We start from the raw sequence: 18,187 nt of genomic DNA on the forward strand, positions 1-18,187 counted from the left end.
CCAATTATGAGCATAAAAGTATCAGAAATCAACAAAATATCAGTATTCCTTCTACTTGCAAATTCCGACATTTGTACCGCACTCATTAAATTTTTAGAATTTTATTTTAAACAAACAACATTTAGCAGCATGAAAAGTCCATTACACGGAATGATGCTAGTTTTGACACTTTTGCTGAGCTGTCAATTCGCATTTGCCCAAACCCGTCAAATTACGGGAAAAATTACCGACACCAATGGAGATGGCCTGATTGGCGCCTCGATTGCGGTGAAGGGAACTACTACAGGTACTGTCACCGATGCCGACGGTGCATTTGCCTTAGCGGTGAGCAACGAGTCTGTTTTGGTGATCAGTTACACTGGTTACAACACCAAGGAAGAAACGGTGGGCACCAGAACAGTGGTCGACATTACTCTGGAAGAAAACGTATCAGAATTAGCCGAAACGGTGGTGGTTGGTTATGGTACCCAACGCAAAAGTCAATTGACCGGGGCCATTTCTTCAATTAGCGCCAAGCAGATCACTGAATTGCCGATTACCAATGCTCGTCAGGCCCTACAAGGTCGCGCAGCAGGGGTAGACGTAGTGCAGGCAGGTAGCCGCCCTGGTTCCGGCCCAACGGTTCGGATTCGCGGACGTCGTTCCATCCAGGCTTCCAACGATCCATTGTACGTAGTAGACGGTATCCCACTTGCTGGGGGTATCGACGACATCAACCCACAGGACATCCAATCAATGGAAGTACTGAAAGATGCCTCTGCAACAGCCATCTATGGTTCCAGAGGTTCTAACGGGGTAGTTTTGGTAACGACCAAACGAGGAAAGAGTGGTAAATCAGTCGTAAGTTTTGACACTTATTACGGTATCTCCGACGCCTTGGGCCGCATTGATGTAATGGATGGACCACAATTTGCCGAATACAAGCGTGAATCTCGCCGGGCGATTGGCACTTATCCTGCTGGGCCTGCTACAGCGGATGCTGACGCCAAATTGTTTGAACCCATTGAATTGGATGGTATTGCCAAAAACCGTACCACCGATTACCAGGATTATTTGCTGCGTCAGGGAACCATTCAAAGCCATCAATTGGGCGTATCGGGTGGTGACAAAAAAACACTGTTTAACATTTCCGCCAACTACTTCAACGACAAAGGGATCATTTACAATCAGGATTTTACCCGTTACACTTTCCGATTGAACCTTGATCACCAAATTTCCCAAAACATCAAAATAGGTACTTCTACCCTGCTGGTTTACAGCGAGCGCAACGGGGAAAACTTCAACCCCTATGGTGGTGCCTTGCAGGAAAACCCGCTGGGTAAACCCTACGATGACAATGGCAACCTGATCTTTTTGCCTACTTCTGATGGTTTGCGGACCAACCCGATTGCTGAGGTTATTCCTGGTGCACAAATTGATTTGACCAAACGTACTCGGATGTTTACCAGCTTGTACGGAGAATGGGAGATTCTGGAGGGTTTGAAATACCGCGTCAATTTTGGCCCAGACTTTACCAATAATAGAAATGGTCGTTTTATCGGAAGTTTGACCAACGCTCGCCGGGCAGGTCAGGCCGTTGCTAACACCAACTATAGCTATTCTTTCAACTATACTTTGGAGAACATTCTGACTTATGGCAAGAGCTTTGGGGCCAACAACCTGAACATCACCGCCATGCAATCATTGCAAAAGGATGACTTTGAAACCGCCAGCATCAGTGTAGATGGTATTCCGGTTGAAACTCAACAGTTCTATGCACTGGGGCAAGCTTCTATTATTAACAACCCAGGTACCGGGATCACCCAATGGGCGCTGAACTCTTACATGGGTCGTATCAATTACGATTTCCAAGGCAAATACTTGTTGACCTTGACTGGTCGTTATGATGGTTCTTCCCGTTTCGGTGCCAACACCAAATACGGTTTCTTCCCTTCTGCAGCCATTGGCTGGAACATCAGTGAGGAAGGATTCCTGAAAGGTTCCAAGTGGTTGGAGCAATTGAAACTGCGCGCCAGCTACGGATCAATTGGTAACACGGCGATCAACCCATACCAAACCCAAACTTCTCTGAGCCGGACTACTTATTTGTTCGGAACTACCGGAGCATATGGCTACCGTCCAAACGTATTGGGTAACCCTGACCTGAAATGGGAATCTACTTCTACCGCCAACATCGGTTTGGACTTCTCGCTTTGGGCTGGCCGGGTTTATGGTAACATCGAAGTGTATCAAGCGGATACCCGCGATCTATTGTTGAACGACCAATTGCCGCTGACCAGTGGTTTCTCCAGTGTATTGCGCAACGTAGGTCGTACCCGCAACAAAGGTTTGGAAGTGACCTTATCTACTGTTAACATCGACAAAGGTGACTTCCGTTGGAGCACCGACCTGCAATTTACCCACAACAAAGAAGCCATCCTGGAGCTGTTCAACGGTAAGGTGGATGACATCGGTAACGCCCGTTTCATTGGCCAACCTTTGACTGCTTATTTCGATTTCAAAAAAATCGGCATCTGGCAAACCAGCGAACTGGATTTGGCCACCAAATACCAGCGCAAGCCAGGAGAAATCAAGGTTGAAGACGTAAACGGCGACGGCAAACACGATGCATCAGACCGTACGATTCTTGGTTCTCAGGTTCCAAAATGGAGTGGAGGTATCACCAACCGTTTTGAATACAAAGGATTTGACTTGTCCTTCTTCTTCTTCGCCCGGATTGGTAGCATGTTCCAAAGTGGTTTCCACTCTTCTTTCAACTCTCTGGCCGGTCGTTACAACAACTTGGACGTAGATTACTGGACGCCCAACAACCCAACCAATGAATTCCCACGTCCAAACCAGAACCAGGAATTCCCGGTATACCAGTCTACTTTGACTTACTTCAGCGGTACTTTTGTTAAATTGCGCAACATCAACTTCGGTTACAATGTACCGACCAAAAAGATCGCAGGTTTGCGCATCTTTACCAGTATCCAGAACCCATACATCTGGTCTGAATACCGTCAGAAGTACAAAGGTATCGACAACGAAACGGATGGTACGGTTAACGAAAACCAAACTCCTTCCGTACGCCAGATTACCTTTGGTATCAACGCGAAGTTTTAATAAAATCACTCATTCAAATAAAATAGTCATAACATGAAAAAAGTGCATGTTATTAAATTTATAGCCTTTGCAGCGGTGTTGTTGTCTACACCTGCTTGTGAAGATCTTTTGACCGAAGTTCCAGTGAGCCAGGTCAGTGGTTTGTACCTCGACTCCAGGGCTGGTTTTGAAGATGCGGTAGAAGCAACTTATTCAACTTTGCGCGACTGGTATGGCCGCGAGGCAGCTTTTACCCTCACAGTTTTTGGTACCGATACCTATACCATGGGTGCGGATGGTAGCTTCAAGTTTGTGAACCAATACACCTCACAAATGGATAGCCGCTTGACCCCTACCCGTGACGTGTGGAACTTCTTTTATCGGGCCATCAACACGGCCAACGCAGTGATTGACCGTGCAGGTGTCAGCATCACAGGTTTGGATCCTGCTGTTCAAAAAGTTCGGGTTGCAGAAACCAAGTTTTTGCGCGCCCACGACTACTTTTTGTTGGTGCAAATGTTTGGTCCAGTACACCTTACCTTGAAGGAAAACAAAGAGGTTCAAAAAACTGCGTCACGTACTCCTGTACCTGAAATCTACAAAGCCATTGTAGCTGACCTGGAATCTGCACTAGCAGACTTGCCCGTAAGCCAGGCTCAGTATGGTCGCGTGACCAAAGGAGCGTGTGAGCACCTACTGGCTAGGGTTTATTTGACCAAAGCTACATCTGAAGCCAAAGCAGCTGACGATTTTGCCAAGGCGGCTACTTATGCTCAGAACGTGATCAAAAACTACAGCTACAGCCTCGTGCCAGATTTTGCCAAACTGTGGGAACAAGGTGGTGCCGAGGTAAATAGTGAAGTAATCATGGCCTGCCAGTACTCTGCTGACCCGCTGACCAATATTGGTCAAACAGTAGGTACCAACAACATAGGCAGCGGTATTGGTAGCGACCAAAGTGGTAATGGCAACAATGGTCACTTGTACTTCGGGATGGAATACGATACCCAGGCAGGAATGCAACGCGATGTATTTTATGGCCGTCCATTCAAACGTTTCCGTCCAACCGATTACATGTTGAATGTGGTATTCAAATTTGAAGACCGGGTCAACGATTCTCGTTACAAGAAGACTTTCCGCGATACCTGGTTGTGCAATCGCCCAGGTACATTCACCAACGTTTTTGACACTTCGAAAAAGTCTTTGACTTTTGCATCTGGGGATACCACCATGTTCATCCCTGGTTACGAAATGTCCTTGGAAGAACGCGCCAAGCGCAAGTATCAGGTTTTGGTACCTAGCTTGTACAAAGCCAACCTCTTCCCTACCCTGATCAAACACATGGACCAAACTCGTCCAGACCGTACGTATGAGCCAGGTAGCCGCGACTTCTTCATGTTCCGTTTGGCTGAAACTTACCTGATTGCCGCTGAAGCTTTAATCAAGCAAAACAAGGCTGCTGAAGCCGTTCCATTCATCAACGCAGTCCGCCGCCGTGCCGCATGGCCAGGCAAACAAGCTGCGATGGAAATCACCGAAGCTCAAGCTACTATGGATTTCATCATGGAGGAAAGAGAGCGTGAATTGGCTGGCGAAATGTTCCGTTGGTTTGACCTGAAGCGTTGGGGCAACCTGGTACAACGGGTGAGAACTTACAACGTGGATGCTGCACCAAACATCAAGGATTTCCACGTTTTGCGTCCAATTCCACAGGATCAGATCGACCGTACTGCGGGTGGAGCAGCTAGCTTCCCTCAGAATCCAGGTTATTAATTAGTTTCTTTTCATAATGAGTGCATAACCACAGCGGTGCAGGTTTTCCCAAGCCGCTGTGGTTGGCGCTTGCTGCAGTTGTTCCTACTACTACTACTTTTAAAAACAGAACCTATTCCAAAACCTAGCAGAGTTTGCAAAGGTTTTGGGGTAGGTTTTTTTTATGCAAGTGGTGATGCTGTAAACAGCGTAAAACGCTAGAAGGGCATACCGTGCGTCAAACCAATCAACTTCCTGGTCAATGCCGGAGCGTAATAGAGCGTCTTGAGCGCCAGTTGGGTACTGACTTTTTTGCCAAACAAATGTTGTAAGTGCTGCCCTGCCCATATCCGTGTGCTGAAATTGGCTTTCCAGGCACTTGTGTACTGCTTTACCAACTCCGTTTTGTTGATCTTTCCTTCCACATATGACGGCATTAGGTCGGCCAGAATTTTCGACGCTCGCATGGCCATACTCATGCCATTGCCACAAAGTGGAGTAATGGCACCCGCCGCATCACCAAGCATCAACATGCCATTGAGATAGGTATCCTTGGGATGAAAATAGACATTGCTGATCACCAAGGGTTTGTCGAATAAAAAACTGGACTGCGTAAAGTATTTTTTGAGGAACGGGTTTTTGTACAAAACCGCTTCTTCCATGGATTTAAGGTCGTTGCCATTGCGCTGCAAATTGCTGGACTTGGACAGATAACACAGACAGTATCGGTTCCCATCTACTTTTGAAACCCCACAATAGCCATCCTGAAAATTGTGCAATTCTATCCGGTCGGGAGTAAGGTCAGTTTCAATATGGTACTTAACGGCAATGTAATTGGGCAAATGATTGGCAATTTTATCTGGCGATTTAGCAAACGATGGGGCGTATTTCCCAAAACTCCCGCACAACAAATTCGCCTGGTATTTGCCCATTGTAGTGGTGATTTCCGCCACGGGAGCATCCGCATGTTGGGCATCCAAAACCTTACAATTTTCTAAAACAGTGACGCCCCACTTGCGCGCAATCTGGCACAATTGATGATCCAGGGTGAACCTGCTGATGCCAAAACCACCCAAAGACAAGGGGCTGTTGAGCATAAAGCCCCCCTCCGCAGAGATGCCCAATTGGGTGAGTCGAGGCAAACCAAGATCGTTCAGCGGCATGCCCAAGTCTTGTAAAAAGTCCCAGCTTTCCATCGAGATGTACTCCCCACAAACCTTGTGCTGCGGGTAAGTATTTTTTTCAAACAAGACCACCTCCATACCTTGCCGGGCCAGTTGAATCGCCAGACACAAGCCGCCTAAACCGCCACCAATGATGGCGCAAGAGTAAATTTTATTGTCCACTTCCATAGATGATGACTTCGTGGCGAAAGGCCCATTTGTTTTTGACGGAGAAATGTTTGGCTCCAGCTTTTCTGATGATGTCCAACCACTCTTTTTTCACAAACCCACGCGCCACGGACAGCGGCGCATCGTTTTTAACCAAGTACGATTTTGAAAAAAGGGCAGTTAGTATTTTGATGGACCAATAGGCAAAGCCGTTTCGCTCCAAATCATTGATGATTAACACCTTGTTTTTGTCCAAAGCGAATTGAATGAGTTCAATCAATTGCCGTTCGTCCAGGTGATGACAGAACAAACAAGCGTGAATGATGTCAACCTGAGGAACGTGTTGGAACATGTTTCGGTAATCATCACAAATAAACTGGATATCGGGGCGAGGTTTGTGCCGGCTTGCGTATTCGATACAAACCGGTTTCAGGTCAATACCAATAAGTTTTAGTTTCAATCTTTTGCGCAGCTGCCATTGCTGAATGCGTTTAAGGGTATCCCCGCCGCCACAACCAATATCAATGAGGGTGTAGGCTTTTTCGGGCTGGATCACATTTTTTAATGCCGAAAATGTGATGTCGTACCCCCCCAACAAGGCATTAATCCGGTCCAATTCCTTCAGGTTTTGGTACAAGTCCGCAGTCGGGATGTCCTCGGCATCCAAGAGTTCTTTTTCTAGGCTACGTTGTTCAAGCATGGCACAATTGCATGGTTTCAACCGTCAGGCCTGGTCCAAAAGCGGCGGCAAAAATATTTTTGCCATCGGCAATAGGGCCGAGCTTATCCAGGATATTTTTCAGTACAAACAATACGGTAGGCGACGACATATTGCCATAATCTTTGAGTACCTGATAAGATGCGGACAAGTCGGCAGCCGAGAGCCCCAGCGCTTCTCCAAAGCTGTCCACAATTTTTTTCCCCCCTGGATGCACGGCCCAATGGTCGATGGACGCTGGGTTGATGCCCACATTGTCCAACATGCCTTTGATGTTGTTTTTGATCAAATCGCCGACATAAGAAGTCAAGTTCATGATGAACCCCGTTTCAGAAAGTTGCCAAGCCATTTCCTTGCGGCTATCGGGAATACAAAATGAATCGAAGCTGGTTATTTTTACATTCCGGCTTTGTTCCTCTTCTGCGGGCTGGCTGCTCAGCAACACAGCTGCGCTACCATCGCCAAAAAGGACATTGCAGAGCAGATAATCCTGGTTGTAAATGGTTTGAAAATGCAAAGTGCACAACTCAGTACAGACCACCAAAACTTTGGCATCGGGCTGGCTTTTGCAGATCCCATCAGCTTGTTTGAGGGCGATGATGGCCGCATTACAACCCAAAAAATTGACACTGCTGCGGTGCGTGGTTGGCGGCAAGGCAAGAGCTTGCATCAATTCAATGTCCAAACCTGGCGCCGACAAGCCCGTGCAGGTTACGGTAATAAGGTGCGTGATGCTGCTTTTGATGCTGGCAAAATCCGGCAAGTTCTGAATGGCCTTCAGTGAAAGTGGCAAGGCTTCTTTTTTAAAGCGATCCATCCTTTGGGTAAGCCCGGGCGAAGGAATGAGTTGGGTGTTTTTGGGAAAAAAAGTGAATTGTTCTGCAGGCAATCCGTAATCCTCCAGCACCGAATAACGGGTGGAAGTTCCCGATTTGTCGGCGAGAATTTTGACTTTCCTTTTTACACTCAAATCATCAATCGAGTTACTGTAAAATTGGGTGAGCACATGCTGCTCATATCCATAATCGGGTACCGCAGTGGCTATGTTAACGATGTAACTCATAGGAAGTTAATTTTTCAAGCATAAAACAATAAAGCAGATGTTCATCGAAACTGCCGCAAGGACGTTCATCCGCATGGTGTTTTTGAAATCTGCGTTGCGTGTATCTTTAATGACTTGGCTAAACCAATACCCAAAGAAGACCGCAATCGGTAGGAAGAAGGCTTGAATGATGTAAAAACTGGCGATTTGATTGATGTTGCTGAAATAGATAAAATAGCAAAGATTACAGATGCCAAACATGATGGCCGAAAAAACAAACGTGCCACGATAGCCCAATTTGTAACTAATGGTAACCACGCCGTCATCCAAATCCTGTTTGTGTTGATAAATCTGGGTAAGGGGGTAAACCCCGGCGATTTGAAACGAACAGGCCGCCATCACCCAAAGATTGCTTGCATTCAGCTCCAAAAACTCTTTGGTAATCCCCACATGAGACAGGTAATAAGTGAAGCCCCCCTGAAAAAGAGCCACAACCAAAAAACCGGTAAAGGGATATTTTTTCAAGCGAATTTGTCTTGCACTATATGCTCTTGATGCTGCGACACAGATCAGCAAGCACAAAGCAAAGCCAATATTTACCAACCACATGGAGAGAAGGATAGCAACAATATCCATGATCAAGGTGACATAAAACAAGCGGATGGTGGGCATGGGTGGTTTTTCCAAACCGCCAATACTGTCCTGATCTTTGTCGACATAACTATTGTATCCATTGCTGGCGGGGTAAATCAAAAAATGGAGGATCAAAAAGGGATACAATACATCCGTCCACGAGAAATTGCTGCGGATTTGGCTCAATGCCAAAATAAAAACGGGCATGAGCAAAAGGGAAAAAGGAATCCTTAACAATTTGAGGGTGTCTCTATCTATCATCTTTTTCGTTTGAAAAGGTGGATTATAGCTAAAAAAGGATGTTTTTCTAGAGTGATGCTCGATTTTCCAAGGAGAGTACTTCAACGGTAACATGGAAATCCACTTTAAGTTGTACTTTTACAAGAAAAACAGGCTTTCTGTTGCGGGTAAATCTCATTTCAACCGTCTTTTAACTATCAAACTTTTTCAAACATTCAACTTGTCAAATATGGCATCACGCAGAGAATTTATCATCAAATCAGCTATGGCTGGTGCTACGGTTGGAATTTCGGCCAAGAGCTACGCCAGGATACTAGGCTCCAACGACCGGGTTCGAGTGGGTTGTGTTGGCTTTTCGGATCGTTTCAGGTCTTCTCACGTCCCTCCTTTCAAAGCTTTGATGAAAGAGATGAACTTCGAAATGGTAGCCTTGTCCGATATCTGGAATCGCCGCCGGGAAGAGGGAAAAGCCTTTATAGACAAACAATTGGGCAGTGACGTAAAGGTTTTTAACAACAATGAAGAACTGTATGCTTCCAAAATGGTGGATGCAGTTTTTATCAGCACTGCCGATTTTCAACACGCGCTACATACCATCGAAGCAGTAAAAGCGGGTTGTGATACCTATTCAGAAAAGCCCCTGGCGGAAACCATGGAGGACAACCGGGCAGTACTCAAAGCTGTACGGGATTCCAAAAAAATTGTTCAAATCGGTTCTCAACGCCGTAGCGGTTCCAATTATCACGCTGCAGCGGATTACATCAAGTCGGGTAAATTTGGCCCCATTGTGATGGTCGAACTGATGTGGAACGTCAATCAACCCGGGCGCTGGCGCCGGCCTGAATTGGTCAAAAACCTCAAAGAATCTGACGTGGATTGGAAGCGGTATTTGATGAACCGTCCTTTTGAAGCTTTTGACCCACGCAAATATTTGGAATATCGTTTGTTTTGGCCTTATTCTTCCGGAATCCCTGGCCAATGGATGAGCCACCAGATCGACACTGTTCACTGGTTTAGTGGTTTGCCGCATCCACGTAGTGTAGTTGCAAACGGTGGAATTTACCAGTGGAAAGATGGCCGTAAAAACGCGGATACCCTTACTGTGGTGTTTGACTACGGTCCCATCAATGACCCAACTACTGGTTTCCAGGTCCAATTCACTTCACGTTTTTCAAACGCGGCTGGAGATACCAAAGAATTGTACTACTCTAATGGTGGTATGATCAATTTGGATACCAATGAAATTTCGGCTACTGGTGGTTTGCGCGAGCGGGAGGCCGCCGCGATGGGATTGAAAGCGAACCTTTTGCAGCCGCTGAAACTGGAAGGCATCAAGGTTGAAACAGATGCCAATACAGGTGGCGATACCTTAACTTTCAACCACATCAAAAACTGGATGGAATGTGTACGGAGCCGCAAGGAGCCCAATGCACCGATTGAAGCTGGTTATCAGCACTCAATTGCCACGATCATGTCCAACGCTGCCTGGCGCACTGGCGAAAGGGTTACCTTTGATGCCAAAAAGCAGGAAGTGCTGGCTGGAGGGAAAGTATTTAAGTACTAGGCTTCGACTTCGCTCAGCCACCGAAGAAATATTTTTTGTCATTGAATTGGGCAGGGTGTACAGATTATATACCTTGCCCTTTTCTTTTGGCATCAATTAAAAATTGGTCCGATTCAAACTATAAGCAACAAACATTTATGAATGCACAGTTTTCACTACAAGGTAAAGCCGTAATTGTTACAGGAGGTACTGGTATTTTGGGAGGCTCATTTATCAAAGGCATTGCCGCCGCAGGCGGAGCCATAGGTATTTTAGGCAGAAATGAAGAGGTAGCACAGGCTAGAGCAGCAGCAATCAACCAAGCGGGCGGAAAAGCCATTGCGCTGATTGCCGATGTTATGCAAGAAGCACAACTCAATGCAGCCAAGGAAAAAATGCTGGAAGCTTTTGGCCGCATCGATGGCCTGGTAAATGGGGCCGGTGGCAACATGCCTGAAGGCGTTGTCCCCCCCGGAGGAGATATTTTCGACCTGAATATGGAGGGCATGCGCAAGGTAATGGACCTTAACTTGTACGGTACACTAATGCCTACCCAGGTTTTTGGTCGCACGATTGCCGAAAACGGGGGCAGTATTGTCAATATTTCTTCGGTATCCTCCACTTCTGCCATTACACGAGTGCTGGGCTACAGCATGGGAAAATCGGCGATTGACAGTTACACCCGCTGGTTCGCACTCGAAATGGCCAATCGCTATGGGGACAAAGTGCGCATGAATGCCCTGGTGCCTGGTTTTTTCCTCACTGAACAAAACCGCAGTTTATTGACCAATCCTGATGGCAGTTTTACCTCTCGTGGTGAGTTGATTGTGCAAAACACCCCTTTCAAACGCTTGGGAGACCCGGATGAACTCATTGGCGCGCTCGTTTGGTTGTTGAGCGATGCCTCCTCTTTTGTTACCGGAACAACAATTAATGTAGATGGTGGATTTTTGGCTTTTAGTGGTGTATAAAAGCCTTTAAAATTACTGGTTCCGTTGCCAATCAGGCTTACTATTATGTGGGAAAGCACTGGAGATGTCTTACAAAAAAACCTACTATCTGTTGTCAACCAATGCCAACCCTGATGGCAACGAAGTAATGGTATATACCAATTTCCAAGGCTATTCTAATTTCATTGACGCGAAATTTCGGGCCATCCAGGTATTGGGAACTTATTACCAGTACGGATGATAAAAGCAGCAGTTTCCCCGAATTTTGTGGGAATAAACCGCCGCAGTGGTTGAGCTTTTGCTCAATTAAGCTCAATCACTGCCGTAGTTGCCATCAATGTGAACCAACTATTACTTTACCTCTCGCGCTGAGTTGATTACGCCCACTTTTAAGCGCTTAGGCAAACCAGATGAATCCATTGACACACTCATTTGGTTGTTGAACGATTCCTCCTTTTTTGTCATCAAAATAACAATTAATATGAAAAGTGGGTTCTGAGCTTTTAGTGACGTATAAGTTATTGTGATTTTGAATTATATTTATGTTTCCTTTCACTACCTGAGTATCATTTGATGTAAACAAATTAGGGATTTTCAACCTTTAATAATAAGTTCCTATGGCAAACACAAATGGGAATGTTTATCCTGCGTTAGGGATAAACGCTCAAAATCAAGTTTTTGGAGTTGATTCCAACAACAACATTCACCTTTTATCTGCTGAAAATTTTGCTCAGGTCATCGCCATTTCTGAAAATGGTACCATCTGGGTGATCTCTACCGATCCAGTTTCTGGCGGGGCGCAGATTTCCTGGAGTATTGGTGATGGCAACTGGACACCTGTTAACAATGACCCTGGAGCTGTACTCATTACAGGTACCACTGCAGATGGTGCGTTGTATTACACGGAAAGTGAAACCCTGTGGGCAATTCAGACTGCCTACAATGAGGGCGAACAAATTGGGCAAATACCAGCTGTCCAAAACCTCGACTACGGAGGTGGCTATCTTTGGATGGTGGCGCCCATTCAACCAAATACAGAGGCTTGCCTCCAATTCACGCCCACAGATGGGACATACAATTGGAAACCCTTTGCCGGATTGCCAGAGCCTTCTAGTATTTCCGTCAATTATATGGGAGACTGTTACGGGGTAAATGAATTTTCGCCAGTGTACTATTCAAGCGATGGCACCAATACTGGAAGTGATGGTTCTGGAGCAACCGGAAGTGCCCTTGAGATTACCTTCAAAAACACTTATTACGTGTTGTCTACCAATGGCAATGAAAATGGTAATGATGTACTGATTTGGGAGGACGTCAACGGAGGCACATTTGTGAGTGCGGGCTTTCAAGCCATTCAAGTGTTAGGAACCTACTATTTAGCAGGTTCTTGATGCTTTAAAAACTGTAGAGACGCAAACATTTGCGTCTCTACAGCCAGCTCTTTCTACTTTTTACCCGCCACCTTCACTCTCTGTACAAAAGCCTGGGCCCGGTTGTTGTCTACAATCTGGATTTCGAAATTCTCTCCATCCTCCATTTTAAGCACCAACTCGGTTTTTTTCATCTTGTTGGCCTCGTCCATGAAGCGGCTATCGTTGGAGGTCATTTCCAAAATGCCTTGCTTGTAGCCGTAGTAATAATAAATGTCGTTGGGTAACTTGAGGTAAAAGTATACCCGGTCATCATCGTTGCTCGGCATTTTGAACTCTACGTAAGAAGTAATCACCTTATTGACCATCGTTCCGTTCACGGAGATAAGGCCAATCTTATCCTTGGTACTGACAAAAGATTGGTAATCCATATCCCAACGCATCTTCAAACCCGAGAGCAGGAAGTTGTAAGTATTGTATTTTTTAGGCAAGTCTGCCAAGCCTGTGCTGATTTCCGCAATGGCTTTGTCCACACTTTCGTCTGCGGGAAAAAGCATGGTCATCCGCCGCTGGTAGTAGGGTAAATCCGTGAGGTAATTGACCGTTTCTGAACCAAAACCCGCAGCTTCAATTTCGTTTTGCATGATGCGCATCAATTTATCGGGGATGCGCATGCTCAAGCCGGAAATCACATCGATGTCGACGGGTGGTGGTGGTGTTTTACCAATCAAACTGTCTGGAATATTGGCAAATTCACCCGTAATGCTGCCAGCTGCATCAACCTTTACATATTTGAGCGCTGTGCCAATATTGATCTTTCCTTCACCCTCTACTTTACCCGTTTTGTTGCTAAAAATCAAGCGCGAGCCCTGTAGGCCATTGGCGATAACCTTAGTGGAATCACCAAAAGTAAATTGGTCCTTGGCCGCGTCGTATCTGAATACCCCTTTGGTCGGCAAAATGGCCCGATCCTTGCGGAAATACAGGGGCATCATAACACTGGGGTAAGCAAAACTCATTTCTTTGCTCAGGTAAAAACCAGTTTCCAGTGGCACTCCGTCGATACTTTTGGGGGAGTCGTATTTGATGGCCAGGTTGCTTTTATCGCCCTCACTTTTCAGGGTAAACCAATGTCTGACCGGCAATTTATCAGCCTCCAGACGGGCAAAACCATCAAATTTCAAATTTCTGGATTCTGAAGACAAATTGATCGTTCCATAAAATGAGGTTTTCCGATCAATGATAAAACTGTCTTCCTCTGCGACCGTACCTTCTGCACGGGTGGCAGTTGCCTTTTCACTCGCCTTTCCTTTACCTATCCGTTGGCCTACGATGCTGCTGAATTCAATTTCCTGCTTTTTATTCGCCACATTGTATTCATAAAAACCGTGGGCTCGGTAATCCTTTCGCCCATTGATGCTCACAGTAGCCCGATTGATCTTGTGGTTTTTGTTCAAAGTATCACAAATGATGGTGGCATTGCGCAAGGAATCCATAATGGCCTTGGGTTGAATGTAAACTGTGCCACTATCAGGGATGATCATGGCATCGGCCGATTTGATGAATGGCACTTCCGTGACTTTGAGCAGGTAGGTTTTGAGGTCGTAGGACGCCCTTTTCCCCTTAAAGCGCAGGGAATCCTGATCAGGATGCACCGAGGTAAATGTGCCCATTTTAGTGGAGTCCGATTTAAACCGAATCATCGAGTTTTTCATTTCCCAGATGAATTCGTTCATGGAAGTCACATATTGATTGAGCGGCAGTTTGGTTTCAAGGTACTCATCCAGCGCTTTAAAACGGCCTAGCTGTTTGTCAAAGTCAACATCGCTGCGCAAGCGATCCGATTGGATGGCAATAGCTCCTGCTTCTTCGGCCTTGATCTTGAGGGCAGTGGTATCGGCTTTTGCTGAAAAGGCTCCAAAGTTAAATTGTTTGGAAGTCAAAGCTGCTTGTGGCCAGTCCAACAAACCATTGCCTTTCAGACCGCCAGGAGTCAGGGCAAGGGTACCGGTTAAAGTATGTTCGCCGGATTTAAAAATCTGGAAAGCGTTCTTTTCAGATCGCACATACATACTATCACGGTAAGGTTTCCAGTTCAGGCGTACCAGTTCACCGTGTACCTGGGGCACTTCTTCTTCCTTGCTGCGCTTTTCAGCTAGGTCAAAGTCCTTGGCCCCAGCCGTCATTAGTTTGGGCAAAAAGTGTACATCTTCAGATTCCAGGGTAGCTCCGAGGTATTGGATTTTACCCTTGCCCCAAAGTCCCTTGTTGCTCAAGTCAAGTTCGCCAGAAAAACGGCCCTTCACTTTGTAAGCCGGATAACCTTTCTCGGGTGTTTTGTGTACAAAACCCAGGGAATAATCGTGCTCACGGACCTTGAGGGTTTCTTCAAAATCAGGGAAGATTTGGGCCGAAACCAATTTGCCCCGGAAGTTGACCATTTCTTTGACATAGTTGTCCAAACTATTGAAAAAGAAAGGTTTTAGTTCAAAATAAAAAGAGTCACGTTTGTACAAGGTGTCCTTCACAAAGGGGTTCTTTTTGCCATCATAATATTTACCATCGTAATAGACGTAACTGCTGGAGCGACTATTGAGATTGGGGAAAATGGGGACATCGTTTTTCCCGCTGCGGTTCCCTTCTGCATCAATAAGCAGGGTAGCCTTAAAGTTCTCGATATCAGAAGTCAACGCGAAAGGATTGATTTCCTCCATTTTATGGGTCTTTGGCAGTTTGTCAGGCACAAATAAACGCCAGTATTTGAAGGAGTCACTAGTAACTGAAAACTTGCCATAATCAAAATGCAGTTTATTGCCACGCAATTCGCTGAACCCCGCTTTGAGTAACCCTTTGGAGTCGATGTCTCGGTTTTGGCGCATCACTAGGGTGGCGCTATCAGGCAACACCCCTACTTGTTGTAAACGACTGAACTCGAGCCATTTTACACCAATTATCCGAATCGAGTTGTCTTTTAGATTTAGAGTCGCATTTGCACTGTCTGTTTTGGATAAAATCCGCAATTGATCATAATCCGAACGTTGCATGTACGAATTGTAATAGTGTTGGACCTTGTCCTGGACATGAATCAACAAGCTGTCTGCGTCGTAACGAATAAAACCTTGTCCAACCAAATCATAAATCAAAGTGGTGATGTTTTCCACCTTAAAAGTTGGATTGAGTTTTCGAGCAAACTCATCGGCATAGATGTCTTTTACCCCAATTTCATCCGTCAGCTGTTTCAATTTTGCCAATGGATTTGAGGTAGCAATGCTTTGTAGCTGGTCGTAATCCTTCTTGTTAAAATACTGTAGGGATTCAAACTTGACCGGCTCCTTGCGGGCAAAACTTACCGATTTGTCTCCAATCACCACGGAATCTTTGGACAGGTATGCCTTGAAGTTGTCGGCGTCGAAATTGATTTGATGACTGGAACTGAAGAAGGGGTTTCTGTCGCTACCCCGCTCACCCCGGTATAAATGCAATACCTGATCCTTGATGGTATAGCGGAAATTGACTGAAGGGTGGTATAAGGAATCTTTTTTGTAATAAAACACTGCCTCTACCCCTTCACCGCCAATTTGTTGTCCCCGGCGCACCGAAAAACGACGGGCACTACCTTTAAAAATGCGCTGGTTCTTTTTATCGTAAATCTCCAGAACGGCCCTCCGATTATCCGAACCTGTACCATAAATGGTGGTGCCTTCCAGGTTAAATCCTCCCTTAAAGCGTACCCCATCGGCAAAGTTTTTGATTTCCATATCCTTATTGGCCGAATTGAAGCGGGGGTAGGAACCTTGCCCATCTGCGGATACCTTATCGCTGAATTGGCCAGGAATTTTTTGACTGCCAAAGTATTGTGGATAAACCAAAAACGCCTGGTCGGTTTCGTAAATGCCTTTGTTGACGTCCAATTTGTAGTTGCCCAACTCCGTAATCACCGTTGAGTCCAAACCAACCCTTTGCCAACCAACCTGGCCGCCTTTCCCTACCCATTCACCCTTGAGCGGATAGTAAGTCCCACTGGTATTGGCCAAACGAATCGAGTCGTTTTTGCGTGATGCTACCAGATTCCCTTCTTCCATCTCCAAATAGGGTTGCTTGTTTTTGTAGCGGAGATGAATCTTATCTGAGTAAATTTTCCAAACGGTACTGGCTGGTTCAGCCTTGTTAAATGCCTTGTTTTTAAAGAACTGAGTGGAAAATGCTATAAAATCACTGAATTGGGTCGTCTGATGGTTTCCCGATAAAAGCAAAGAGTCAAGAATGACATGCCATCCTCCAAATTTCTGCTCATCGGGCATGGTACCTTTAAACGCCATCAAAGCATTGAGGTAAGCTTGAAAGTGTGGATTAGGACTAAGCCTCCGGGTGAGCATATAATTGCAAGTGCGAATGACTCGCTCCCCTTCGACGGTACTGAAACTTCCAGCCCGAAAAATTCCGTCAAATTCCTTATAGGTTTTTTCCAGTACCTCATTTTTGGAAGAGGTCATGAATGCACCAAGTTGAGACAAAAATTCGGGTGTTTCTACCGCGAATTTTTCTGGTCGTTGTGCAAAGAGCGCCAGGCAAAAGCCCAGAAAAAATAGTGTGGCAATCGAGTGGCGAAAAAAGATTTTCATGAAACCGTGTTTGCCCGGGACCTTACAGGAAATCTTCAATTTGGGGTCCTCCGCGAAACCACGTCAGACTATGATTCAATGCAGCCTCAGCGCCAACCAATTGCCTTTCTCTAAAGATTGTACCGGAGAAAAACCATGTTGGCGTGCTTCCGCTTCGACCAATTCCCGATCTGTCTTAAGAATCCCGGAAATGAGCAAAATACCGCCTTGTTTGAGTTTTTGATGTAACGTTGGAAAAGCATCCAAAATTACACCTCGGTTGATATTCGCTAAAATAATATCATAACCGTTCCCATCTACAACGCTCAGATCACCCAAAAGTGCATGTATAGCTCCCGACACTCCGTTAATTTTCGCGTTTTCCAGGGTATTTTCATACGATGGGGGTTCAATATCAACCGCATCGATTAGGCGTGCTCCCAATTTGGCCGCCAAAATGGCTAAAATTCCCGTGCCACAGCCAAAATCAAATACATATTTATCTTGAAAATCAAGGTCAGCCATCAATTGCATCACCATATGGGTGGTCTCGTGATGCCCGGTTCCGAAGGCCATTTTGGGGTTGATGATGATCTCATGCTCAACGCCTTGCATGGTTTCGTGAAAATCAGCCCGCACCCCACAAAAATTGCCCACGGTAATGGGCTGGAAATTGGACTCCCAGATGCTATTCCAGTTTTGATAAGGTATTTCCTCTACTGTAAATTCAACGCCTAATGGCGCTACAATTTCCTGTACCTCGGCGCTAAACGCAGCGACATCCGCAGGTAAAGGCACAAAGGCCAGAAGAAACTCACTGCCTTCTTCAAAGGTGTCAAAAGGAAGTTCGCCCAACAAAGCGACCAAAATTTCTTGCAACTCTGCTGAGGCAGGAAAGGTGTATTGTAAATAATTCATCGGAA

The 18,187-nt window shown here is 45.8% G+C and carries 12 protein-coding genes; 6 read left to right on the forward strand and 6 right to left on the reverse strand.

Features of this window, described 5'->3' with window-relative positions; translation table 11 throughout:
- Nucleotides 1-129 precede the first annotated feature (129 nt).
- Together ACO08K_RS27125 and ACO08K_RS27130 are read left to right on the forward strand one after the other, a co-directional pair.
- On the forward strand, nucleotides 130-3,105 hold the full coding sequence (locus tag ACO08K_RS27125; RefSeq protein ID WP_421799634.1) for a SusC/RagA family TonB-linked outer membrane protein: 2,976 nt from the start codon (nucleotides 130-132) through the stop codon (nucleotides 3,103-3,105).
- A gap of 33 nt (nucleotides 3,106-3,138) precedes the next feature.
- Nucleotides 3,139-4,857, forward strand: coding sequence for a RagB/SusD family nutrient uptake outer membrane protein (locus ACO08K_RS27130; protein WP_421799635.1), 1,719 nt, complete (start codon nucleotides 3,139-3,141; stop codon nucleotides 4,855-4,857).
- 197 nt (nucleotides 4,858-5,054) lie between these two features.
- On the opposite strand, the gene ACO08K_RS27135 is transcribed toward ACO08K_RS27130, so the two are convergent.
- The 4 genes from ACO08K_RS27135 to ACO08K_RS27150 are packed head-to-tail and all read right to left on the reverse strand — an operon-like array spanning nucleotide 5,055 to nucleotide 8,821.
- Entirely contained in the window at nucleotides 5,055-6,188 is a 1,134-nt protein-coding gene (locus tag ACO08K_RS27135; protein ID WP_421799636.1) for an NAD(P)/FAD-dependent oxidoreductase, read from the reverse strand.
- A complete protein-coding gene (locus tag ACO08K_RS27140; RefSeq protein WP_421799637.1) occupies nucleotides 6,172-6,867 on the reverse strand; it encodes a methyltransferase domain-containing protein in 696 nt (231 codons plus the stop codon). The genes ACO08K_RS27135 and ACO08K_RS27140 overlap by 17 nt, the downstream gene beginning before the upstream one ends.
- Entirely contained in the window at nucleotides 6,860-7,948 is a 1,089-nt protein-coding gene (locus ACO08K_RS27145) for a type III polyketide synthase (protein ID WP_421799638.1), read from the reverse strand. Before ACO08K_RS27145 ends, ACO08K_RS27140 begins: the two co-directional genes overlap by 8 nt.
- Nucleotides 7,949-7,954: 6 nt before the next feature.
- Nucleotides 7,955-8,821, reverse strand: coding sequence for a UbiA family prenyltransferase (locus ACO08K_RS27150; RefSeq protein WP_421799639.1), 867 nt, complete (start codon nucleotides 8,819-8,821; stop codon nucleotides 7,955-7,957).
- 208 nt (nucleotides 8,822-9,029) lie between these two features.
- Here ACO08K_RS27150 and ACO08K_RS27155 point away from each other — a divergent pair, with 208 nt between their 5' ends.
- The 4 genes from ACO08K_RS27155 (at nucleotide 9,030) to ACO08K_RS27170 (ending at nucleotide 12,684) form a co-directional block, all read left to right on the forward strand.
- On the forward strand, nucleotides 9,030-10,364 hold the full coding sequence (locus tag ACO08K_RS27155; protein WP_421799640.1) for a Gfo/Idh/MocA family protein: 1,335 nt from the start codon (nucleotides 9,030-9,032) through the stop codon (nucleotides 10,362-10,364).
- A gap of 137 nt (nucleotides 10,365-10,501) precedes the next feature.
- Nucleotides 10,502-11,314, forward strand: coding sequence for an SDR family oxidoreductase (locus ACO08K_RS27160; protein WP_421799641.1), 813 nt, complete (start codon nucleotides 10,502-10,504; stop codon nucleotides 11,312-11,314).
- A 64-nt stretch (nucleotides 11,315-11,378) separates the two neighbouring features.
- Complete coding sequence (locus tag ACO08K_RS27165) at nucleotides 11,379-11,534, forward strand: hypothetical protein (RefSeq protein ID WP_421799642.1); 156 nt, start codon at nucleotides 11,379-11,381, stop codon at nucleotides 11,532-11,534.
- Between the two features lie 376 nt (nucleotides 11,535-11,910).
- The gene (locus ACO08K_RS27170; RefSeq protein WP_421799643.1) at nucleotides 11,911-12,684 is read left to right on the forward strand and encodes a hypothetical protein; all 774 of its coding nucleotides are present in this window, start codon (nucleotides 11,911-11,913) and stop codon (nucleotides 12,682-12,684) included.
- A 53-nt stretch (nucleotides 12,685-12,737) separates the two neighbouring features.
- Here ACO08K_RS27170 and ACO08K_RS27175 read toward each other — a convergent pair whose 3' ends face one another.
- Both ACO08K_RS27175 and prmA read right to left on the reverse strand, forming a co-directional pair.
- The gene (locus ACO08K_RS27175; RefSeq protein WP_421799644.1) at nucleotides 12,738-17,285 is read right to left on the reverse strand and encodes a hypothetical protein; all 4,548 of its coding nucleotides are present in this window, start codon (nucleotides 17,283-17,285) and stop codon (nucleotides 12,738-12,740) included.
- 75 nt (nucleotides 17,286-17,360) lie between these two features.
- Nucleotides 17,361-18,182, reverse strand: a complete 822-nt coding sequence (gene prmA / locus ACO08K_RS27180; RefSeq protein ID WP_421799645.1) for a 50S ribosomal protein L11 methyltransferase — start codon at nucleotides 18,180-18,182, stop codon at nucleotides 17,361-17,363.
- Between the last annotated feature and the right edge of the window lie 5 nt (nucleotides 18,183-18,187).

The organism is Haliscomenobacter sp., assembly GCF_965225875.1.
Taxonomy (GTDB): domain Bacteria; phylum Bacteroidota; class Bacteroidia; order Chitinophagales; family Saprospiraceae; genus Haliscomenobacter.